This window comes from Bacillus bruguierae (assembly GCF_037104725.1).
GTDB lineage: Bacteria > Bacillota > Bacilli > Bacillales > Bacillaceae_G > Bacillus_A > Bacillus_A bruguierae.
Genome location: NZ_JBAWSX010000002.1, coordinates 91,933 through 112,555, shown reverse-complemented (window position 1 = coordinate 112,555; position 20,623 = coordinate 91,933). Strand labels below are relative to the sequence as shown.

Here is a 20,623-nt window from a genome sequence, read left to right as displayed (position 1 = left end):
CTTTAAACTTCTAATTTTTTGTCGATAATGTAGGATGTTATAAATATGAAGAGAACGGTCGATAACAAAGTAAAGCATACATACGAAATACTTGACCCTTCATTAAAATAAAATGACGTTTCGAAAAAACCATTTTTATCCATCAATCTAATACTTTTTGTGTAAAATGCATGCTTATCTATTTTTTGTAAAAATTCAGTTATAGAGAATTGAGCCCACCCAAGAATTACGAAAAAAAAGAAAAATAATACCTTATTTAATACGGAGTTCACTTTAAAGAGTTTTATAATTACAATTATGAAATATACAGAAGCCAAAAAATTCGTTAAATCTATAATCAATAAAAAGATAGAAAAGAAATGATGCAGCAACCCAAATTTATAAAAGTATTGTATCGCTCGTTGAAACTCTCCATTTGTATTTTTCCCGTAAATATCTAAAGAAAAAAAATGAACAAATCCTAAAGCTATTACAGACAGCAAAATAAACATTATCGTAAAAAACAATAGGTTGGCACATATATATTTTTTAGTAGGAATAGCTGTATAACGAATCATAGAATTTTTTAACATTCTTCGAAAAGATAAGATTACTATTAAACTAATAGAAAATACTGTTATGCTAAATAATAATATAAACAAAACTAATATTATATCTTGTTTTGTTGGGGTCATATGCTTAGCAGAACCCATAAAATTAAATAAAAGAATAAGTGAAATCGTAATAAATCCTACGTAAATAGCCCATATTTTCTTTTTATTACAGTTATATAAATAATGAAGAAGTGGATTCATTGTCCAAAAACCTCCTTGAACAACTCGTGTATTGCTTTTCCTCTTTGAAAACGAAGATCTTCTACATTTTCATATAAAACAATCTCCCCATCTTTTAAGAAAATCACTTCATCAAACAAGTTTTCAATTTCACTAATTAAATGAGTAGAAATTAAAATTGTACAATCCTCGCGATAAAATTGAAGAATTAACTCTAGTACATGCTCCCGTGAGACGAGATCAATTCCGCCCAGCGGCTCATCTAGTACATATAGTTTTGCATTCCTTGAAAAGGTTAAAATAAGCTGTAGTTTTTCTACCATTCCTTTTGATAAAGCATTAATTTTTTCTTCTAATGGAATTTTCAATTTCGCAATTGTATCCACCGCTTTTTGAATATCAAAATCTTCATAAAAATCACGATAAAAAAATAAAGCATCTTTTACAGTCATCCAGTCTTCAAATATCGGACGGTCAGACATGAATGAAACAATATTTTTCGTTTCTCGATTTACCTTCTTACCAGCAATGAAAATATCTCCTTGAGAAGGATGCTGTAAACCGACAATCATTTTCAGCAACGTCGTTTTCCCGCTGCCATTATCTCCAACAAGACCAATAATTTTTCCTTCTGTTATCGTTATGTTTACGTCTCTAATAACAGCTTTTAAATCGTAACGTTTCCATAGATTTTCTATTTTTACTAATTCTCGCATCTGTTCTCTCCCTTTTTTTCTTCTAATGAAGAATAAAGAATGGACAACATTTCCTCTTCTGAAAACCCTAAGTTGTTCATTCCATTTATAAAGGCATGAAGCAACTCTTTTGCCATATCCTTTCGCAGCTCCATAATTTTCTCTCCTTCAGTTGCTACATATCTTCCCATTCCTCTACGCGTCACAACGATACCCTCGCGTTCTAGCTCTTGAAATGTACGTTGAATTGTATTCGGATTCACTTGTAGCTCTCCCGCTAATTCACGTACAGAGGGAATTTTACTACCAGGCGCTAAATGACCTGTTGCAATTTCCTTTTTTATGTATTCCATCACCTGAATGTAAATAGGGATGTTTGGAGAAAATTCAATTTTCATTTCTTCCTCCTAATGTCATAGTGTACTAATCAAATAGTACACTATGACACAAAAAATGTAAATGTTTATTTGGAATATATTTGACATTATCTTAAAAATTAACATTTATATCCCCTAATATATAAATACAAATTAAAAACCTGACATAAACCCCTTTTCTTTTTAGATAGTCGAGAGCGTCTGGCCATGCGTAGAAGCGGTCAGGGCCTTTTTCTGCCACGTGCAAAGTTTCAAACAAAGAGAGAAAGAAAGTAGCAGGTTATTTTTTGTTCAGCGTGGCGGCAACTTGTGTGTTGGAAAGTCAAGTTGGATTTATATATAATTGCTCTTCATAAAATATCATCAGCAACATCAGACGAAATAACAATGTTATGTAAACTTATTTTCCATAAAAAAAAGAGCGCCCTATACATATAGAGCACTCATCTTATTAAAAGTTAAATACAAAATCATCATCTGATAGTTTTTCAACATTTGTTGCTTTTACATAACCATTCCCTTTTACAGAGAAAAAGTCATGGTTTTTCGTATCCGTACGTAAGCCATTTAACACAATTGGATTAATTTCTTCTTCTTCAAAGTGCGGTTCTAACCCTAAATTCATTAATCCTTTATTCGCATTGTAACGAACAAAACGATTTACCTCTTCCACAAGGCCGATAGATGTATAAATTTCGTCTGTATATGCAGTTTCAATTTCATACAGTTCTATCAATAACTCTTGTGTTTCTTTTTGTACTTCTTGTTGTTCTTCGGCAGAAAGCTCTGCAAAAACTTGCTGTGCTAAAATACCGACGAATACGCCGTGGATACTCTCATCCTAACATGTTCATACAAGGTCGCTACTCTTGTACCGCTTTTACAAGCAGCTTACTGTTACCAGTAAGTACAGACTATATCACCATCCATATAGGATGTCCCCCATTTCGAGCACCTATCGCTTGTGCCCTACGGTTTTCACCTAGTCGTTGAACGTTCCTTTAGATTATCTAAAGGCTTCGCTGCTGATTGCCCTAGCTAACTTGCTTCATTTACTGATTCCTTTTAAAGAACCAATAACCACCAATTAACTACAGGGTATCCCAGCAATTAGAGGGATTTTCTACTATCTATTGCTAGATAGAGCCGCAAATGTTTTACGGATAATGAGATTAATGATTTCACCGCTCGCCGTTAATTTTCCTTGCCCTGCTAAATACAGCGGATAGAAGAATCCACTATAGAACAAGTAGCTTTCTAAAAATACACTTGCTACCATTGCCATGTATAGCTCTTTTTTCGTTACTTGAGGCTGTAATAAACGACGGTAGTAATTTGTAATGATACTTGATTTTTTCTCAAGTAATGGATGAGTATCTACCCATTCAAAAATTTCATCAATTTCTTCTTCACTTGCGAGTGTTGTAAAAATATGACTGTAACTTTTCGCATGCACTTCTTCCATAGCACCCATGAACGCAAGAACACTTTTTGCTTGTAAGTTTTCAAGATGCACAAGAATTAGCGGCATTCCCTCGCCGCCTTGCTTTGTATCTAGAAGTGTTAATCCTCCAAGTACACGCTTATAAGCAATTTGTTCTTCCTTAGATAACTGCACCCACGTATTTTTGTCAGAAGAAACAGCGATCTCCTCTTCTGTCCAAAACTGAGCGATGTTTTGCTTCCAAAACATTAAACTAAAATCGTCTTCTTTCTTGTTCCAGTTTACCGCGCGCATTGAATCGCCCCTTTATTATATTGTTGCATCGTTCTAACGTGCGGTAAAACTTCCATTTCATAATGAAAATCTAACCGCACGTTAGAACGTAAATTTCATAACTAAGCATGAGCAGGATTTTTCTAACCCTGCTCATGCTGTTTTATATGATAAATATCAATTGTATGCTCTTCTACTAAAAGAATACATTATACTGTGCAGGCTACACACTCTTCCACACTTAATTTACGTGTTCTTGTGTAGTACAAGCTCTTTAATCCTTTTTTATGAGCATAAATATAGTAACGTGCTAATTCACGAGTAGAAATATCACTATTTACATACAGGATTGTACTAATCCCTTGGTCAATATGCTCTTGAATTTCTGCAATTAAATCAATGAGCTTAAACTGATTCATATCATAAGAAGATTTATAGTACCAGAACGTATCTTTTGATAAATACGGCATTGGATAATATGTCGTTGCATTTGCGTACGTTCTTGATTCAATTTGGCTTACGATTGGCATTACTGATGATGTCGCATTCTGCACGTAACTAATCGATTGTGTCGGAGCAATTGCTAATCTATATGAATTATATAAACCATGCTTCTGTACTTGTTCTTTTAAGTTTGTCCAATCTTCTTTTGTTGGAACATGAATTCCTTCAAATAATTGCTGTACTTTCTCAGTTACCGGACTATAATCCGTTGTTTCATACTTCTCAAAGTATGTGCCATTTGCATAATCTGACTTTTCAAAGTCTTTAAAGGTTTCACCTTTCTCTTTTGCAATTTCCATACTTTTTTCAATGGAGTAGTAATTTAGCATCATAAAGAATGTACGAGCAAACTCTTTCGCTTCTGCACTTTCATAAGCAATTTTATTTTTCGCCAAATAACCGTGTAAGTTCATTGCTCCAAGACCGACAGAATGAAGCTCCTCATTTGCTTTTTTCACAGTCGGTGCGTTCGGAATAATTGTCATATCAGAAACAGCTGTTAAAGCTTCCATTCCCGCATGAACCGCTTCACGTATTTCTTTATTCTCCATTACGTTCACGATATTTAATGACCCTAAGTTACAGTTAATATCACGACGAATAATATCATCTGTACCATAATCATTAATTTCAGATGTTTCTTGTAACTGGAAGATTTCAGTCTCGAATGTTCAACTGAGGTCGCTACTCTCAGCCCGTTGCTTACACAACTGCTGTATGTCACCATACAGGACAGACTATATCATCACCTACAGCATAACCTGATTAGGTGCTCCGCTTTTCGAACGCCAATTGCTTGCGCTCTACTCCCATATGGGATAGTCGTTAGGCTTTTACTTATCTTATTTTTTCAGAAAGTCTCTTATCATTTCATGCTGTCTATTTTTTAATTGTACCTATACAAAACGATAAGATACCCTCTGAATACAATAACTTACTCTAAGATAAGATTTAGCACGGTAGGTTACCTCATTTTTGAGGCTTTCCCCGTTTAACGGAGTTTTCGACTAGTATTTCTACTAGAAGGTGCTACATAGTTAACACAAGTTCGACATCTTCACAGTTCCAATACCCTTTAACGGATGCTGCTTATTCGCATTTGATTTAAACATTAAGTATGGATAACCAGACTCAAGCTGAATCATTGCAATTTTAATGAGCATATCGCGCGTGCTAATATCAAGCTGTTTCTTCTTGATATTTGGATTACTCATCAGTTCGTCATACATTTCATCAATGTCGATATCATCTAAATGTTTTCCGTACTCTTTATACACTGTATAAGGTGCGAAAACATGGAATGGTTCGTTTTTCTCAGCAAGCTCAAAGAATTTGCTTGGAACGATAATTCCGATGGAAAGAGACTGAATACGGCTCTTCTCGTCGGCATTTATTTTTTTGGTCAACGCGTCTTCATATTTCTATGAAGGTTGGACTATATCATCAACCTGTAACTGGCTGCCTTGCACTTCGACTGGTGCCTATCTCCAGCCTACTCTACTTGCTTTCGTCTACTGACGTGCGTTCGATAGTCTCTACACCTTCTTGCTAGATAAGCACTTCTAACAAGCTTGGCACGGTATTACCTGCTATCCACTTATAATGGACCGTAGGCTCTCTTAGTCAGCTTCTTCGTGAGCTTTTTCTCTACTCCTTATTCAACTGATACCGTTAGCCGCTAATGCGACACCCTAATGGCTAGGTTCACAAGGTTTTCTCATATACATTACTGTATAGAGGGACTACCAATTAATCCAAAAACTCAATAATATCCCAATGGAAAATATTTAAATATACAGCTCCTGCACCTTTTCGTTGCCCCAACTGATTCGCATACGAAAACGAATCTTCAAGTAATTTCATAACTGGTACAACACCACTTGCTGCGTTCTCGATACCTTTAATTTGTTCACCGCGTGCTCGTAGTTTGCTCAAGTTGAGCGCTACGCCGCCACCGATTTTTGATAACTGCATCGCAGTATTAATATTAAACCCAATCGAGTTTAAGCTGTCATCCATCTCTAACAAGAAACAAGACACCATTTCTCCTCTTCTGCTTCTTCCTGCATTTAAAAAGGTTGGTGTCGCTGGTTGATAGTTTTGTTTTACGATCATACTCGCGAATTGCTTCGCCTTCTGGACGTTTCCTCGTCCTAAATATAACGATACAATTGCCACGCGATCAGGATAACTTTCTAAGTATTGTTTTTGATCATTCGTTTTTAACGCGTAATCTTTATAAAACTTAGATGCTGCCATATAAGATTGAAACTCGAACTTTTCGCCGTATGTGATATCATATACAGCTTCCACCTCGTCTATCTTATATTCACTTAACACATCATAGTAGTAATCATGCTCTAACATATACTCGATGCGTTCAGCCACGCTATCAAAATGAACGGTATTCTCTTTCGCCTCTTCCATAAAGACTGCTAGTGCCTCTTTATCTTTGTGAAGCTGATAGAACCCGTCCTGCATTTGCGTGATCTCATTATTCAATTCAATGTGTCGCAATCTCCAGCACCCTCTCTTTAAAAAATTCTACATCTTTATTTGTTCCAGATAACTCAAATTTTGATACAATCGGCACCTCATATCTCGTTGCAATCTTGTCTGCACTTGCCCCAAACATATCTCCCCAATTGCGATTTCCGCTTGCAGCTACTCCTTTTAAGCGTTCATGATTACGTTCTAAAAATTCCAAAACACGTTCCGGTACATTTCCAAAACCTGTTGTATACGTAATAAGGACATATTCTTCATCTAATACGAGATTTTCATTAATTTGAACGGCCGGCATATTTAATTTGTGAATGAAACGCTTCACGTTTCCTGTCATAGAATCATATGCAATTAACATCTCCGACCCTCCTTTTACATCTTTTTACATCATGTTCGTTCTTGATGAATTCTCTATATATTGTATTACTTTTTAAAAAAGGACACAAGATATATGTATAATTTCTTTCTTTTTAAAAATTTGTTTTTTCGACAAAAAAGGCCGATCTTTTTTCAATACAAAGAATATGAAACAACATTCTAAAACACATGTCAATAAAGTGTATTTCAAAAAAGTTGTCAACGGATTTACCCACATTTCCAAAAAAGTTCATCGTATCAAATTGTCAAAAAAAGAAACATGCATGCGAAAACTATTGCTCATTTGTCATAAAAAAACGAACAGTTTCCCTATTAGAAACTGTTCGAAACCGGTTACACATTTTTTCTATATATAAGTTAAAACTTTCAATTCCCCTTTTTTAGTGCACGTTTAAACATGCTGCTGTTTTAATTAAACGTTTGTACGCGCACGATATCGCTCAAAAAAATATGATAGAAACTCTCATCTTTACATTGCATCGTAAAAACAGGTGATTCTTCATCGAAATACGCAATCGTACCTTTAACTTTTTGAATAGAGTTTTGAAGTTTTGCGACTACAAGCACAATTTGTTCTTGTTCATATGCTATTTTTAATTGCCCTATGATTTCCTTCATTCGCTTTCGCTTTTCGGGAAACATAACCATTCCAACAAATTTCCTTCCTTTCTCATCTTTCCAAAAACAGTCCCAGTGTGGAAGTATTCCTTGCTTAAACTCTCCCAAATAAACTCCTCTCCTTTCTCGTTATCCGACTCTTAGCAAGCTTTTTAATAAGCAATTCTTTTCCTTATGAGCGCGGCGTTTCCATATATGTATAAATGATTTTCCCACCGTGCTGTGCGTTACCTCGAAAATGTTTAAAATCTTCTCGTTCTACTAAAACTTGGCGAAATGTATAAAACACTTCTTTTGACACAACATATTCTTCTATTTCTTTATTTTTAAGCTGATCTAAAATCATATTTACTTGTTGTTTATCCACGCTAATCACCTTTCTGTCGTATTTTTACTTTACGACCACTTTTAAATATATCCAATTCACTCCTAATACAGCAAATCATTTCGTATCATGCTAACTCTTATGATACAATAAAATGGACACTAGGAGGGATAACATGATTCGGAAAGCAAAACAAACAGATGCTAACGCAATATCTCCTTTATTGTACAACGCACTGCATGAAATTGCTGAAAAATTAACAGGTAGCACAAATGAAACAGAAGTTCTAGAAGGTTTAGAATATTGGTTTACGAAAAAGCAAAACCGACTCAGTTATGAAAATTGTTTTGTTGAAGAACGAAATGGAAAGGCTGTTGGTATTATTGTAGCCTACCACGGAAGTGTCGCAACTAAACTAGATGCCCCAATTGTGAAACGGTTACGAGACATTAAACAAGATTCTTCTATTATATTAGAAAAAGAAGCAGAAGAAGATGAATATTATATTGATACTCTATCTGTTTCATCTACATATGGCGGACAAGGTATCGGTTCAAATTTAATTCTTGCTGCTGAAACACACGCTCAAGAAGAAGGGCATGACAAAATTTCTTTACTAGTAAACTTAGAAAACAAACCTGCATTTTCTCTTTATAAAAAACTCGGCTATACACAAGATAACACACTTATGCTTGTAGGCGAACCATATGCTCATTTAGTTAAACATATATAATACAAAGGCACAATTATTATTTGATAATTGTGCCTTTGTATTATATGTATTACACCTATTACACTTTATGTATACGTTACAAACACATTTCCTTCTGTCACTTCATGAAACGTATAAATTGTACACCCCCACGGTTTATTATGAAATAGCAGTGGTCCACGCCATCCCCGCGTACTTAACTCTTTACCAATCATCGCATTAAAATAACTGTGCCCAATAAGCGTAACTCGCTGATATACATTTGCATATCCAACTAACACATCGGCCGCTTGCTTCGCTCTTCTCTGTACTTCTAAGTAAGATTCAACATCCCTCGAATAACCAATCATCCAAAATGCTCGGCTCAAAAACATCCATACTTCCGGCTTACACTTTATCCATTTCGGAACAGGTAAAATAGAAGGAACGGCAGCTTCGCGAAAAAGGGAGTTCTGCATAAAAATAACATTGTTAGTCAACATCGTTGCTGATTGAACAGCTTTTTTCTGATCACTCGATACAATAAATTTAGAAGATTCAACCACTTCAATTGCTTCAATTGGAATTTCTACTTCTCTCATAATATCTTCATGCTCGTATCTTTGTAGCCATTCTTGAAATTCTTGTACTGTAATCGCTTTCTTTTGAACACTAGAGCTTCCATGACGTATGAAAGAAATTTGCATCTTTCTCACTCTCCGTTCAACATTTTCCTTATATAAATCCATTTTAATTTTTGGCCATCTTTGTCTTGCCTCCTAGGCCCTGACCGCCTCTATGTATAGCCAGATGCTCTCGCCCGCCTAAAAAGAAAGAGGGTTTCTATGTCGATTTTTCAATTTGGATTTATATAGAAACACACTTATATCATTCAGCACTTCCATCTTCATGACTAGAAAAAGAAGGAACGCTATCAACGCCCTCATAGTATATGTATGTTTCATGTTCACGAATCATTTTTAATTTCGTATATGCAAATAAAAACAACACAATAGCTATAAAGCTTCCTACAATCTCAAATACCATATTATCGTCTCCGTTTCAGGATGCTCTTATATTCACCTTACAATAAATATGCGATTCTTACTATAAATCAATTGTGAAAAATTAGTATTTTTTTCAAAAAAATATCATGGAAACATTTACAAATGAGAAAATATCGTTCAAAATAAAGGGAAATACAAAAAGAACGAATCTTGTTCTCTTTTTCGTAAAAATGTAACAAGGAGAGTTGCTTATGAAAATCGCAGAAGCTGGAGATATCATTGAATTTAAAAACGGTTTACAAGGGCGCGTTCAAAAAGTAAATAAAAACTCCGTTATCGTTGATATAACAATTATGGATAATTTTAGAGAGCTAGATATGGAACCTCTTACTGTTGTCAATCATAAAAACTATACAATTATTACGCAACATACATAGAATACTAGAAAAGAGGGGGCAAGCCCCCTCTTTTCTTAACGATTATCTACTGTTTCTGGATATAAATCATGATTCATTAAACGATATTCAGCCATTTTTTCATATTTTGTACCTGGACGCCCATAGTTACAATATGGGTCAATAGAAATACCACCGCGTGGTGTAAACTTGCCCCATACTTCAATATAACGTGGATCCATTAGCTTAATTAAGTCATTCATAATTACATTCATACAGTCTTCATGGAAATCTCCATGGTTGCGGAAACTAAATAAATATAACTTTAAAGATTTACTCTCTACCATTTTTTGTTCTGGAATATAACTAATATAAATTGTCGCAAAATCTGGTTGGCCTGTTTTCGGGCATAAACTTGTAAACTCTGGACAATTAAATTTTACAAAATAATCACGATTCGGATGATTATTATCAAATGTCTCTAAAATTTCTGGGCTATATTCAAATAAATATTTTGTATTTTGATTTCCTAGTAATGTTACATCTTTTAAATCTTCATCTTTTCTTCCAGTCATCTAAAAATCTCCCTTCACTTATACACCGCGTTTATTTCCCCACACTAAAGCGTGGAGCTGCGGTAATACTTTTGCATCATTCATTTCCTTACATTGCACAGCTTTATCAATAAGCCACTCATATTTCATAAGAAGGCGCTGAATTAATGAAGCATCATCCGTCGTCTTCGTATCATCATTTCCAACTTGTAAGAAAAACGGAATGTGTGGATAACGTTCATGCACTTCTTTTGCATATACAAAATCTTGATCATCAAATACAACCACTTTTAAGCTAAACTCTTTTCCGTCTAACTTATCAATGATTGAATCTAACATAACAAAATTCGTTGTCATCTTTGAACTCGGCGGCTTCGGCGAGATTGTCACCTCATCTATATGAAGCAACCAATCTTGCCATTTACTTCCTTGCGTTTCAATTGCTGTACGAATTCCGTTCTTTTTTAATAAAGAAATCAATTCTCCTAAATGCTTCAACAGCGCAGGGTTCCCACCTGAAATCGTTACATGTGAGAAATTTTCACCGCCAATTTGGACAAGCTCAGAAAAAATTTCTTTCGGCGACATTTGACGAATTTGCTCTTTCGCAGAACCGTCCCATGTAAATGCAGAATCACACCATGCACAACTATAATCACAACCTGCTGTGCGAACAAACATTGTTTTTTGGCCAACTACCATTCCTTCTCCTTGAATTGTCGGTCCAAAAATTTCTAACACAGGAATGTTACTCACCCATCATCCACTCCCGTCTTACTTCTGCATAGCTTGTTGGTGTTTCAAATAAGCGCACAAATTCCACACGTGCCCCTTTATATTCATTTTGTCGATCACCTTTTGTTAGTGCCTCTTCCATTTTCTCAAAAATCCATACAACCATATTTTCAGCAGTTGTATTCATAGCTGGAAGTGTTTCATTTAAGTAACGATGATCTAAATATATTTCAATTTCATTTTTCCAAATTTCTTTTATATCACCAAAATCAATCGCTAGGCCAATTTCATTCACATAACCACTAATTCCAAAAATTACTTTATACGTATGGCCATGAAGGTTTTTACATTTCCCTTCATAACAGTGCAGGTGATGTGCAGCATCAAACGTAAATTCTTTACTAACCATCACACGCTTATTATGATACTTTAGTTGCTTACGCTCAATGTCTTGATCTATTTTTTGCAAATTTTCAACAATGCGAAATCCAAAAAAGTCTTGTGTCATTATGCTTTCGCTCCTTCACGCTCTTGTACATATTTATCAAGTCCTGCTTTACGAAGCTGACACGCTGGACATTCACCGCAACCATCACCAATAATTCCGTTATAACAAGTTAACGTCTTTTCACGGACAAATTCGAATGCCCCAAGTTCGTCTGCTAATTTCCACGTTTCCGCTTTATCAATCCACATAAGTGGTGTATGAATAACGAATGGATAATCCATCGATAAATTTAGTGTAACGTTTAACGATTTCACAAATACATCACGACAATCTGGATAGCCGCTAAAGTCTGTTTCACACACACCGGTTACAATATGACGTGCCCCTACTTGTTTAGCTAACACAGCTGCAAACGATAAAAACAATAAATTACGTCCATCGACAAATGTCGACGGCAACTCACCATCTTCATGTGTAATTTCCATATCTGTACGCGTTAACGCATTAGGAGCCAGCTGATTTAACAAGCTCATATCAAGTACAGTATGCTTCACACCTAATTCTTTTGTAATTTCTGCCGCACAGTCAATTTCGAACTTATGACGTTGATTATAATTAAACGTCACTGTTTCTACTTCTTCAAACTGTTCAAGTGCCCAAAATAAACATGTTGTACTATCTTGACCACCACTAAAAACAACAACTGCTTTTTCCTTTTTCATTTCACTCATTCTCCTCTTTTTTCGATTCGAAGAAGAAAGAGCGTTCTTGAACTGTCATACTAAAAAAAACAAAACAATATCAAAAAGGACATTGTTCTCTTCTTAGTTTTTTATAGAGGGAGTTCGCGAACCTCTCCCATGCTATGCATGGATTGTCTTCTTTAACTTTCATCTTACATTGTAACATACCAAGTATATGAGTGAAAAACGTCTATTTTTTCTGTTTTTTCTAAAAATAATATTTCATTTTCTTCCATATTAATAGTATGATAATTTTATATACCAGACCTTTATTTTTCGCTACAAGGAGGTTTTAAAGCTGAAGCTTTTTATTATGTACCTCTTCTTAAATATATTATTTATTCTAGTTACAATGTTGATTTATCATTTATTTTGGAGCGAAAAAGGAAATCGTTCTCCAAAGCTTAATTCGTTTGTATTTATTCTCTCTTGCAGCATTACCGCTATTGTCTGTATGTCGTTTGCTGCAAAAGTTGATTACGGTTTTCAATTTGACTTACGACATATTGTGCTCATTGTCGGAACATTATCTGGAGGACCAGTAGCAGGTGGTGCAATTTTAGGTGTTATGAACCTTTATCGTTTTTTTATTGGCGGAGGCGGCCTCATACCTTCTTTTATTGCATCTCTCACTTTGTACATTTTTCTCATTACAACATACAAAATATATATAAAAGGGAAAATCAAAACAAAAATGTATTTAGCTTTTTTTTACAGCCTAATATACGGCATTGGTTGGATTCCCTATTTTTTATCTATCGTTCCAAATCCAAAGGACTATACATCTTATATGGTTACATATGAGTTATGCACAATTATGGGAACAATTTTAATTTTATACTTACTGGACGTATTACAATCACAAGTCCGTCTTGCAAAAGAACTTGTGAACGCCGAAAAATTTCAACTTATCGGTGAGATGGCTGCTTCTATTTCACATGAAATTCGAAACCCTCTTACATCAACAAGGGGATTTCTTCAATTGCTACAATCAAAAAACTATTCAGAACAAGAACAACTGTTATATTTAGATATTGCTATGCGTGGTATTGATCAAGCAAATCATGTATTAACAGACTACTTAACATTCGCAAAACCAAGTATTGAAAAAGTACAAATATTACAGTTAGAGGAAGAGTTGCTCCATGCACTTACGCTCATGACACCATTAGCAAACCTTTCTAACGTTCGTATTCATTATACGAAACAAAGTAAAACATTTTATATAATAGGAGAAAAACAAAAGCTCAACCAATGTCTTTTAAACATTCTAAAAAACTGTATTGAAGCAATGCCAAACGGCGGGGATCTTACATTTACCTTAACACCTGCTAATAAACACATCCAATTACATATTCAAGATACCGGAATCGGTATGAGCAATGAACAAATAAAACGCCTTGGTTCCCCTTTTTACTCCACAAAAGAGAAGGGAACAGGCCTTGGAATGATGGTTGTCTTTAGTGTTATAAAAGCAATGAATGGAAAAATTGACATTTCTAGCAAAAGGAACATCGGAACAACTTTTCTTCTTACATTTCCCTTAGCGAAAAAAACGTAATGCAACTGCATTACGTTTTTTTCGTTTCATCCACAAGTTCTGCAAAAGTCTTCACTTTCCCATGCGGCTGCTGATGTTCTTTTCGTGCCTTCCATTGTCGTTCTTGCTCCCGTTTTTTATTTCCCATTATTTCAACTCCTTGTAAGATGTCCTTATATATGTTCCAACATATGAAGTAAGAATATACATATACTAAGTGGTGTAAAAAACTATAAAAAATCCATCAGCTAGTAAATCAACTGATGGACATTTTACTTTATCCCGCTATTCGTGGGCAGTATGACCCTCACCAATATTCAGAGAGAAACAAAGAAGATAGGTGAGGATAACTGCCCGTAAATGCCCGATTGGTTCTACTAACCATCAGAACACCACTGATGGAAGTTTCACTTTATCTTTGCAAAATTGCATGTTTTGCTTCTTTTAACTGTGTCAGATGACGCTGTTCATGTAAGTCTAAGAATTGTACCCACTGATATAAATTAAGCTCATCAAATATAGGATGTTTGAGCGATTTTTCAAATAGTTCTTTTTCATTTACAATACTATGCAGAACATGTAAAAGCTTTTCTCTTGAACTTTGCAGCAATTGCAGCATTTGTGCTTTTTTCATTAATGTCTCTGTTGGTTGCATTTGTTGAGGGGCTTCTCTCTTTCTTGTTCGATCGAGTGTAGCTTGAAGGTCTTTTGGTGGAACAACTTTTCTTTCAGTTTTATGAAGCGCATATACTATAGCAGATGTAACAGATTGTTCAACAAGATGAAGATGATGTAACACTTGCATAATGCTCCATTTATCACGGCGCGGCTTCGTATTAATTTCTGTATCTGTTAACATTTCAATTTCTGATAAAAGCATCTGTCTCGTAGATGCCATTCCATGTAGCAACGTTTCCATATTCATATTTGCATAAGATTGCATCATATTTCTCCCCCCTTATTTGGTTAAAAAGAGGCGCTTCTTTTCAAGAAACACCTCTTCGTTTAATTATTCTAAATTTTCTTTTATTATCTCATTTTTCCCAATAATTGTCGATTGTAAATCCATAAAAAATAATGAATATTTTTTACAATTTTGTGTCATCTACTCCGTTCAACCAAGCATGAATCTCATCGATTACACCTTTCACACACCCATCAGCAAATGGTGATGTCAAATTTGCTACTTCAACTAATTGTAAAAATGATTTACTACCGCCTTGACGGCAAAGATGAACATAATCTTCCCATGCCTCTTGACGATTCTCTCTAGAACGTTTCCAAAATTGGAATGCACAAATTTGTGCTAACGTATAGTCAATGTAATAAAATGGTGAGTTATAAATATGTGCTTGGCGTTGCCAAAAGCCACCGCGCTCTAAATAATCATTTTCTTCATAATCACGATGTGGTAAATACTTTCTTTCAATGTTACGCCACGCTGCTTTTCGCTCAGCTGGTGATGCTTCTGGATGTTCATATACAAAATGCTGGAATTCATCAACAGATACACCATACGGTAAAAATAGCAATGCTGAACTTAAATGTGAGAAATAATATTTCTCTACATCTTCTTCAAAGAATAATTTCATCCATGGCCATGTGAAAAATTCCATACTCATAGAATGAATTTCACACGCCTCATATGTCGGCCAGTTATATTCTGGAATTTCATAGTGGCGGCTTTCATATACTTGGAAAGCATGTCCTGCTTCATGTGTTAACACATCAATGTCACCAGACGTTCCATTAAAATTTGAGAAAATAAACGGTGCTTTATAGTTTTCAATATATGTACAATAGCCTCCGCCAGCTTTTCCTTTTTTAGCAACAAGATCTAGTAAATTATTTTCTAACATAAAATTAAAAAATGTATTTGTTTCTTCTGACAGTTCTCTATACATCGTTTTGCCATGATTCACAATCCAATCTGCATCACCTTTTGGCACTGCATTACCAGATGGATATTCAAAGTTCTCATCATAATAAGCAAGCTTCTCTACTCCAATACGAGCCTGTTGCTTTTGTCTAAGTTCACTTGCAACGGGAACAATATAATCGAGTACTTGTTTGCGGAAATTCGCAACCATCTCTGAATTGTAGTCTGTACGATACATTCTTGCATATCCAAGCTCAACAAAATTATTAAAACCAAGTTTCTTCGCAATTGTCGTTCTTACTTTTACAAGTTCATCATAAATACGGTCTAATTCTTCTTCATGCTCTGCTAAAAATCCATAATATGCTTCACTTGCTTGTTTACGCATATTACGATCTCTGTTCTCCATAAACGGAGCAAGTTGTGAAAGCGTTCGTTCTTCTCCTTCAAACGGAATTTTAGCTGCTGCTAATAACTGTGTGTATCCAGAAGACAATTTGTTTTCTAACTGCAAATCTGCTAATACTTCATCAGAGTATGTTTTCATTTCAGCCTCTGCAAGTGCAAATAACTGTATACCATAATATTCTTCTAACTGTTTTCGAAATGGAGATTGTGTTAATGCCTCGTAATATTTTGTCACATAGCCTTTCACAATTGGTGAATATTCATCAAAGAAATCTTGCTCTTCTTTATAGAATTCATCCATTGTATCTACACTATGACGAATATAACATATGTTATACATAGTGCTAAAATCATTACGAATTGCATTAATCTGTGCAATTATTTCTTTTTGTTCTTCCAATGCTTTAGCCTTCTTAAACTGCTGTAAAGTCTCTGTAAACCTGTTCTTCACTTCATCCATATTTGGACGCTTGTATTCATAATTTTCAAACGACATAGAAATAACCCCTTTCTTTTCTAAAAAACATCCACTTACTATAATTCCATATATTTCGTAAATTCCCTTTATTCTCTCTAAATCTTAAGATATAGAAATCCTTTTTGATTTTTCTACATATAAGTTGCTGCTATGCATGACCAAATACTTCCTCCCAACTAGAGAGGCGATTTTATGTCAGTTTTTCAATTTGTACCTATATAGAGGTCTTACTGCCCACGAATAGCGGGATAAATAAAAAACTTTGAAATACATTCAAAGTTTTTTATTATTTCTCATATTTCCCTATCTTTTTTAACAACATTAATAGTTGATCCTTTTCATCCTTTGTTAGCATGTGAAATGATTCATGAATGACTTGCTCATGGTTTGGAAAAATACTCGAAATTAATTGTATTCCTAGTTCTGTTAAATGAGCATAAATTACACGACGGTCATTATGGCAAGGTTTTCGCTCAACAAGTCCCTTTTTCTCTAATTTATCAACAACATATGTAATACTACCGCTTGCAATTAAAATTCTTTCCCCAATTTGCTGCAATGGTTGAGTTCCCTTATGGTATAACAGTTCTAGTACAGCAAACTCAGTTGGATTTAGTCCATTGCTTTGAATAGACTTATTGGCAATATCCATAACAGAGCGTTGTACGCGTGATAAAGCAATAAATACTTTTAACGATTTAGAAACATCTTCTCCTTCATACTGAGATGTCATAACACTTCCATCCTTTACTAAATTTCTTTTCAAATAAAAATCATAAAAAATACTGTCATGCTTCAACATATTACAACAAAAAACAATAAAAACACTACACATTTGAGAATGTTTATATATAATGAAAATAAAAACAAAAGGAGCAGCAATTTTGAACGTAAAACTACGTAACACATTTTTATATATTTTACTTGTTATATTGCCAACCCTTTGTATTAGCTCTATCTTGTTTTTACACCAAAAATATAAAATGGAAAAAGAAAATAAACAAGCAGCTCATACAGTCGTATTTTTATATAGAGACTACTTAGATCGTTATCTAGGAGAAGCAACATCTGCATTAGAAATGCTTGCGATGGTTATTAGCGCAAAATCGCAAAATGATAATGAAATACAACAAGTTCTCCATAGTACAGATGAAAGCGACGAACGTTTTTCCGGCCTGTATTATGCAAATACAGATCTTAAAGTTACATTATCATCATTGGGATTAAAAGATTCTATCGATATTACTGATCGTTCTTATGCAAAAGAAACTTTAAAAAATAAACAGACGACAGTTTCATCTGCAATTACAGACCGTGCTTCTGGACATAAAGTGATTGTGATTGCCACTCCTGTTTTCAATAAAAACAAAGATGTTTCCGGACTGCTATTAGCAACCCTACGGTCTGACTACATTGCAACGTCTTTAAATGCAATTAAACCAAAATATCACTTTGAAGTATTGGATAAGTATGGAATTACATTTTTACACGATAATAATCCTAAATTCGCCCCCAAAAACACACAACAAATTACTATTCCATTAACAAGATTACCGTGGAGCGTTTCTATTTATCCATTACCTATTCAACAAAACGTTTTATATCGTAACGTCTTTATGGGCTGTTTAATAATATTATTTCTTATGAATATTTTATTTTTAGTTATAAAATACATTCTTCTAAAAAGGCAAACAAAATTGGAAAGAAAACAAAATGAAGTACAAAAACTAGAATTAGTTGGTTCCTTCGCTGCAAGTACAGCTCATGAAATCCGTAATCCTCTTACAGGCATTAAAGGACTTGTTACTCTTTTAAAAGAAACACACACAAATGAAAAAGATCAATTTTATTTTTCCGTTATTGAACAAGAAATCGAAAGGATTAACGAAATTGTCAGTGAATTCCTTATCCTTGGAAAACCAACTGCTATTATTGAAAAAACATACGATTTAAGAGACATTGTAAAAGCAGTTTCATTAATTATTCAATCCGAGGCAAATTTACATAACGTACAACTTTACATAGATATGTCTGAAAATCCACTTCCTATTCGCTGTTCAAGCGATCATATTAAACAAGTTATTTTAAATATTACAAAAAATGCTTTTGAAGCAATGTCATCAGATGATACATTGACTATTACAGTCGAAGCAAATGAAAGTATGGCACAATTACAGATTATAGACACAGGAAAAGGAATTCCGAAACATATCCAAAAACGTATTTTTCATCCATTTTTCACAAACAAAGATACAGGAACGGGACTAGGACTTGTCGTATGCAAAAGAATTATTGAAATGTATAATGGTCAAATTACAATTGAAAGTACAGAAAATATAGGAACAACAGTATACATTATACTCCCGCTCCATTCACAGTAATCATCCCATTTTCATACGGGATGATTACTTCATAAATGTTGTCCAAAACGCATTCGCTTTCTCATTGTGTGTCACTTTAAAGAATGATGTTTTTATCATGAAAAACCATTTCGACACCCTGTTCTCTTTGTAACTTTGATATTTCACAATAAGCTTATCCAATTCTTGACTTACTTGAATTGTCTCCAAGCTATTAAATCCACTTGTAAGCCCTAAATGGATCATTTCTTCGCGCTTCACATGAATATCATACAAAAGCTTGTCCATTGTAGATTTCCTTTTTGCTACAAACATGCGTATCCCCCTCGATATCCTTTCATAATCTGTATTTTATTCCTATTAAATACGAACGTTCAGAAAATTAAACATTTTCTCCCTATAATTTACAAATCTTTATCCTCACCTTGAGAATTATTACAAATTATTCTATCTTTGTAAATACATTCGCAATAATAGACATTTTTTTTGTTTTATTTTAACAAAAAGTCCAATCAAACAGAGAATTCCCGCTTTTTCACAATTTTACTTTCGACATTTTGTGCGTTTAAATTCATTCAAAACGTAAACGATAACAGTAGATTATCATTTATCCCGTACTAACGAACCCGATTGGTTCAATTAATCGTCAGTGGATGAAAACCCCAACTATTTATGGATGCTTTGTATTATATGAAGGGAGAATTTTACATGCGAAAATATATGATTATCTTTTTCCTTACCGCACTACTGCCAATCGTAACTTTTTCTGTACCAGCCTATGCTCACACAAATAAAGTAGCGATTGTCATTGATGACTTTGGAAATAATATGAAAGGAACGGAAAAAATGTTATCACTGCCTATCCCATTAACTGTTGCAGTTATGCCATTTCTTCCATCTACAAAACAAGACGCAACGTCAGCTCATCAAAAAGGACACGAAATTATTATTCATATGCCAATGGAACCCGTAAAAGGAAAAAAAGAGTGGCTTGGACCAAAAGCTATTACAACTGATTTAAGTGATGATGAAATTAGAAGTCGTATCAAACAAGCAATTAAAGAAGTTCCGTTTGCAATTGGAATGAATAATCATATGGGTTCAAAAGTAACTGCTGATGAAAGAGTGATGCGCATTATACTATCAGTTTGTAAAGAACATGGTCTCTTTTATTTAGATAGTAAAACAAGCCCGAACAGCGTTGTAAAAAAAGTTGGCGAAGAGATTGGTGTACCTATTGTAGAAAACAAACTATTTTTTGATGATATATATACTTCAACTCACGTAACAAAACAAGCAAATATTCTCTTGCAAAAGGTAAAAACTGAACCTATTATGATAGCTATTGGTCACGTTGGTCCTCCAGGTGAAATTACATCTTCTGTCATTAGATCTTATATTCCTAAAATTCAAGAAAAAGCTGATTTTATCTTTTTATCTGATCTTGTATCCCCACCTCCGCCTGTTTCTTCACAAAAATAGAGAGAGGCTTC

At 34.4% G+C, this 20,623-nt stretch carries 23 protein-coding genes, 4 pseudogenes and 1 riboswitch; of the genes and pseudogenes, 5 read left to right on the top strand and 22 right to left on the bottom strand.

What is annotated here, in order from left to right:
• Positions 1-2 precede the first annotated feature (2 nt).
• From WAZ07_RS04705 to WAZ07_RS04655, 11 genes and pseudogenes are all read right to left on the bottom strand, one after another.
• Positions 3-794 carry an ABC transporter permease gene (locus WAZ07_RS04705; RefSeq protein ID WP_336471520.1) on the bottom strand — a complete coding sequence of 264 codons (792 nt, stop codon included), beginning with the start codon at positions 792-794 and terminating at the stop codon, positions 3-5.
• Positions 791-1,489 (bottom strand): ABC transporter ATP-binding protein, encoded by a 699-nt coding sequence (locus WAZ07_RS04700; RefSeq protein ID WP_090915320.1) that lies wholly within the window; start codon positions 1,487-1,489, stop codon positions 791-793. The genes WAZ07_RS04705 and WAZ07_RS04700 overlap by 4 nt, the downstream gene beginning before the upstream one ends.
• Positions 1,477-1,866: a GntR family transcriptional regulator gene (locus tag WAZ07_RS04695; RefSeq protein WP_336471519.1), complete on the bottom strand. Its 390-nt coding sequence runs from the start codon at positions 1,864-1,866 to the stop codon at positions 1,477-1,479. Before WAZ07_RS04695 ends, WAZ07_RS04700 begins: the two co-directional genes overlap by 13 nt.
• A 430-nt stretch (positions 1,867-2,296) precedes the next feature.
• Positions 2,297-2,686: pseudogene (locus WAZ07_RS04690) on the bottom strand (ribonucleotide-diphosphate reductase subunit beta); the annotation flags it as partial.
• A gap of 318 nt (positions 2,687-3,004) precedes the next feature.
• A pseudogene (locus WAZ07_RS04685) lies at positions 3,005-3,583 on the bottom strand (ribonucleotide-diphosphate reductase subunit beta); the annotation flags it as partial.
• Between the two features lie 188 nt (positions 3,584-3,771).
• Positions 3,772-4,722: a ribonucleotide reductase gene (locus WAZ07_RS04680; RefSeq protein ID WP_336471802.1), complete on the bottom strand. Its 951-nt coding sequence runs from the start codon at positions 4,720-4,722 to the stop codon at positions 3,772-3,774.
• 384 nt (positions 4,723-5,106) lie between these two features.
• Positions 5,107-5,469: pseudogene (locus tag WAZ07_RS04675) on the bottom strand (ribonucleotide-diphosphate reductase subunit alpha); the annotation flags it as partial.
• Between the two features lie 349 nt (positions 5,470-5,818).
• Positions 5,819-6,583 (bottom strand): annotated as a pseudogene (locus WAZ07_RS04670) (ribonucleotide reductase N-terminal alpha domain-containing protein); the annotation flags it as partial.
• Positions 6,570-6,929, bottom strand: a complete 360-nt coding sequence (gene nrdI, locus WAZ07_RS04665) for a class Ib ribonucleoside-diphosphate reductase assembly flavoprotein NrdI (protein ID WP_336471518.1) — start codon at positions 6,927-6,929, stop codon at positions 6,570-6,572. The pseudogene WAZ07_RS04670 and the gene nrdI, both read right to left, overlap by 14 nt.
• A 428-nt stretch (positions 6,930-7,357) precedes the next feature.
• Positions 7,358-7,675: a hypothetical protein gene (locus WAZ07_RS04660; protein WP_336471517.1), complete on the bottom strand. Its 318-nt coding sequence runs from the start codon at positions 7,673-7,675 to the stop codon at positions 7,358-7,360.
• A gap of 64 nt (positions 7,676-7,739) precedes the next feature.
• A complete protein-coding gene (locus WAZ07_RS04655; protein WP_090915306.1) occupies positions 7,740-7,934 on the bottom strand; it encodes an abortive phage infection protein in 195 nt (64 codons plus the stop codon).
• Positions 7,935-8,067: 133 nt separating this feature from the next.
• Between WAZ07_RS04655 and WAZ07_RS04650 the strand changes: the two genes are divergently transcribed.
• Entirely contained in the window at positions 8,068-8,625 is a 558-nt protein-coding gene (locus WAZ07_RS04650) for a GNAT family N-acetyltransferase (RefSeq protein ID WP_090915304.1), read from the top strand.
• 65 nt (positions 8,626-8,690) lie between these two features.
• On the opposite strand, the gene WAZ07_RS04645 is transcribed toward WAZ07_RS04650, so the two are convergent.
• Complete coding sequence (locus WAZ07_RS04645) at positions 8,691-9,290, bottom strand: histidine phosphatase family protein (protein WP_336471516.1); 600 nt, start codon at positions 9,288-9,290, stop codon at positions 8,691-8,693.
• A gap of 181 nt (positions 9,291-9,471) precedes the next feature.
• Positions 9,472-9,630: a hypothetical protein gene (locus WAZ07_RS04640; protein ID WP_336471515.1), complete on the bottom strand. Its 159-nt coding sequence runs from the start codon at positions 9,628-9,630 to the stop codon at positions 9,472-9,474.
• Between the two features lie 211 nt (positions 9,631-9,841).
• On the opposite strand from WAZ07_RS04640, the gene WAZ07_RS04635 reads away from it, so the two are divergent.
• On the top strand, positions 9,842-10,027 hold the full coding sequence (locus WAZ07_RS04635) for a YkvS family protein (RefSeq protein ID WP_090915300.1): 186 nt from the start codon (positions 9,842-9,844) through the stop codon (positions 10,025-10,027).
• A 35-nt stretch (positions 10,028-10,062) separates the two neighbouring features.
• Here WAZ07_RS04635 and queF read toward each other — a convergent pair whose 3' ends face one another.
• Genes queF through queC form a run of 4 tightly spaced genes read right to left on the bottom strand, consistent with a single transcriptional unit; the run spans position 10,063 to position 12,444 of the window.
• Entirely contained in the window at positions 10,063-10,560 is a 498-nt protein-coding gene (gene queF, locus WAZ07_RS04630) for a preQ(1) synthase (RefSeq protein ID WP_035435424.1), read from the bottom strand.
• Between the two features lie 18 nt (positions 10,561-10,578).
• Positions 10,579-11,295, bottom strand: coding sequence for a 7-carboxy-7-deazaguanine synthase QueE (gene queE, locus WAZ07_RS04625; protein ID WP_336471514.1), 717 nt, complete (start codon positions 11,293-11,295; stop codon positions 10,579-10,581).
• Positions 11,288-11,782: a 6-carboxytetrahydropterin synthase QueD gene (queD, locus tag WAZ07_RS04620; RefSeq protein WP_090915295.1), complete on the bottom strand. Its 495-nt coding sequence runs from the start codon at positions 11,780-11,782 to the stop codon at positions 11,288-11,290. The genes queE and queD overlap by 8 nt, the downstream gene beginning before the upstream one ends.
• On the bottom strand, positions 11,782-12,444 hold the full coding sequence (queC, locus tag WAZ07_RS04615) for a 7-cyano-7-deazaguanine synthase QueC (RefSeq protein WP_336471513.1): 663 nt from the start codon (positions 12,442-12,444) through the stop codon (positions 11,782-11,784). The genes queD and queC overlap by 1 nt, the downstream gene beginning before the upstream one ends.
• 96 nt (positions 12,445-12,540) lie before the next feature.
• A riboswitch (PreQ1 riboswitch) is annotated at positions 12,541-12,584 on the bottom strand.
• A gap of 233 nt (positions 12,585-12,817) precedes the next feature.
• On the opposite strand from queC, the gene WAZ07_RS04610 reads away from it, so the two are divergent.
• Positions 12,818-14,026, top strand: coding sequence for an ATP-binding protein (locus WAZ07_RS04610; RefSeq protein WP_336471801.1), 1,209 nt, complete (start codon positions 12,818-12,820; stop codon positions 14,024-14,026).
• A gap of 10 nt (positions 14,027-14,036) precedes the next feature.
• On the opposite strand, the gene WAZ07_RS04605 is transcribed toward WAZ07_RS04610, so the two are convergent.
• The 4 genes from WAZ07_RS04605 to WAZ07_RS04590 all read right to left on the bottom strand — a co-directional run bounded on the left by WAZ07_RS04605 (position 14,037) and on the right by WAZ07_RS04590 (position 17,503).
• The gene (locus WAZ07_RS04605; protein WP_090915292.1) at positions 14,037-14,153 is read right to left on the bottom strand and encodes a DUF6254 family protein; all 117 of its coding nucleotides are present in this window, start codon (positions 14,151-14,153) and stop codon (positions 14,037-14,039) included.
• A gap of 264 nt (positions 14,154-14,417) precedes the next feature.
• Positions 14,418-14,951, bottom strand: a complete 534-nt coding sequence (locus WAZ07_RS04600; protein WP_090915291.1) for a DinB family protein — start codon at positions 14,949-14,951, stop codon at positions 14,418-14,420.
• 142 nt (positions 14,952-15,093) lie between these two features.
• Positions 15,094-16,788, bottom strand: coding sequence for a M3 family oligoendopeptidase (locus WAZ07_RS04595; RefSeq protein ID WP_336471512.1), 1,695 nt, complete (start codon positions 16,786-16,788; stop codon positions 15,094-15,096).
• 268 nt (positions 16,789-17,056) lie between these two features.
• Positions 17,057-17,503: a MarR family winged helix-turn-helix transcriptional regulator gene (locus WAZ07_RS04590; RefSeq protein ID WP_090915287.1), complete on the bottom strand. Its 447-nt coding sequence runs from the start codon at positions 17,501-17,503 to the stop codon at positions 17,057-17,059.
• A gap of 151 nt (positions 17,504-17,654) precedes the next feature.
• Between WAZ07_RS04590 and WAZ07_RS04585 the strand changes: the two genes are divergently transcribed.
• Positions 17,655-19,151 carry an ATP-binding protein gene (locus tag WAZ07_RS04585; protein ID WP_336471511.1) on the top strand — a complete coding sequence of 499 codons (1,497 nt, stop codon included), beginning with the start codon at positions 17,655-17,657 and terminating at the stop codon, positions 19,149-19,151.
• Positions 19,152-19,175: 24 nt separating this feature from the next.
• Here WAZ07_RS04585 and WAZ07_RS04580 read toward each other — a convergent pair whose 3' ends face one another.
• The gene (locus WAZ07_RS04580; protein WP_090915285.1) at positions 19,176-19,445 is read right to left on the bottom strand and encodes an aspartyl-phosphate phosphatase Spo0E family protein; all 270 of its coding nucleotides are present in this window, start codon (positions 19,443-19,445) and stop codon (positions 19,176-19,178) included.
• Between the two features lie 393 nt (positions 19,446-19,838).
• On the opposite strand from WAZ07_RS04580, the gene WAZ07_RS04575 reads away from it, so the two are divergent.
• Positions 19,839-20,612 (top strand): divergent polysaccharide deacetylase family protein, encoded by a 774-nt coding sequence (locus WAZ07_RS04575; RefSeq protein ID WP_336471510.1) that lies wholly within the window; start codon positions 19,839-19,841, stop codon positions 20,610-20,612.
• The last annotated feature ends 11 nt before the right edge of the window (positions 20,613-20,623 follow it).

Excerpts from the sequence above, each read along its gene's own strand:
- WAZ07_RS04610 (WP_336471801.1), top strand. The coding sequence starts at position 12,818 with ATGTTGATTTATCATTTATTTTGGAGCGAAAAAGGAAATCGTTCTCCA.
- WAZ07_RS04635 (WP_090915300.1), top strand. The coding sequence starts at position 9,842 with ATGAAAATCGCAGAAGCTGGAGATATCATTGAATTTAAAAACGGTTTA.
- WAZ07_RS04645 (WP_336471516.1), bottom strand. The coding sequence starts at position 9,290 with ATGCAAATTTCTTTCATACGTCATGGAAGCTCTAGTGTTCAAAAGAAA.
- WAZ07_RS04700 (WP_090915320.1), bottom strand. The coding sequence starts at position 1,489 with ATGCGAGAATTAGTAAAAATAGAAAATCTATGGAAACGTTACGATTTA.
- WAZ07_RS04595 (WP_336471512.1), bottom strand. The coding sequence starts at position 16,788 with ATGTCGTTTGAAAATTATGAATACAAGCGTCCAAATATGGATGAAGTG.
- queF (WP_035435424.1), bottom strand. The coding sequence starts at position 10,560 with ATGACTGGAAGAAAAGATGAAGATTTAAAAGATGTAACATTACTAGGA.
- queD (WP_090915295.1), bottom strand. The coding sequence starts at position 11,782 with ATGACACAAGACTTTTTTGGATTTCGCATTGTTGAAAATTTGCAAAAA.
- queC (WP_336471513.1), bottom strand. The coding sequence starts at position 12,444 with ATGAAAAAGGAAAAAGCAGTTGTTGTTTTTAGTGGTGGTCAAGATAGT.
- WAZ07_RS04590 (WP_090915287.1), bottom strand. The coding sequence starts at position 17,503 with ATGACATCTCAGTATGAAGGAGAAGATGTTTCTAAATCGTTAAAAGTA.
- WAZ07_RS04600 (WP_090915291.1), bottom strand. The coding sequence starts at position 14,951 with ATGATGCAATCTTATGCAAATATGAATATGGAAACGTTGCTACATGGA.
- WAZ07_RS04650 (WP_090915304.1), top strand. The coding sequence starts at position 8,068 with ATGATTCGGAAAGCAAAACAAACAGATGCTAACGCAATATCTCCTTTA.
- WAZ07_RS04705 (WP_336471520.1), bottom strand. The coding sequence starts at position 794 with ATGAATCCACTTCTTCATTATTTATATAACTGTAATAAAAAGAAAATA.
- WAZ07_RS04640 (WP_336471515.1), bottom strand. The coding sequence starts at position 9,630 with ATGGTATTTGAGATTGTAGGAAGCTTTATAGCTATTGTGTTGTTTTTA.
- WAZ07_RS04575 (WP_336471510.1), top strand. The coding sequence starts at position 19,839 with ATGCGAAAATATATGATTATCTTTTTCCTTACCGCACTACTGCCAATC.
- WAZ07_RS04605 (WP_090915292.1), bottom strand. The coding sequence starts at position 14,153 with ATGGGAAATAAAAAACGGGAGCAAGAACGACAATGGAAGGCACGAAAA.
- WAZ07_RS04580 (WP_090915285.1), bottom strand. The coding sequence starts at position 19,445 with ATGTTTGTAGCAAAAAGGAAATCTACAATGGACAAGCTTTTGTATGAT.
- nrdI (WP_336471518.1), bottom strand. The coding sequence starts at position 6,929 with ATGTTAATTGCATATGATTCTATGACAGGAAACGTGAAGCGTTTCATT.
- WAZ07_RS04695 (WP_336471519.1), bottom strand. The coding sequence starts at position 1,866 with ATGAAAATTGAATTTTCTCCAAACATCCCTATTTACATTCAGGTGATG.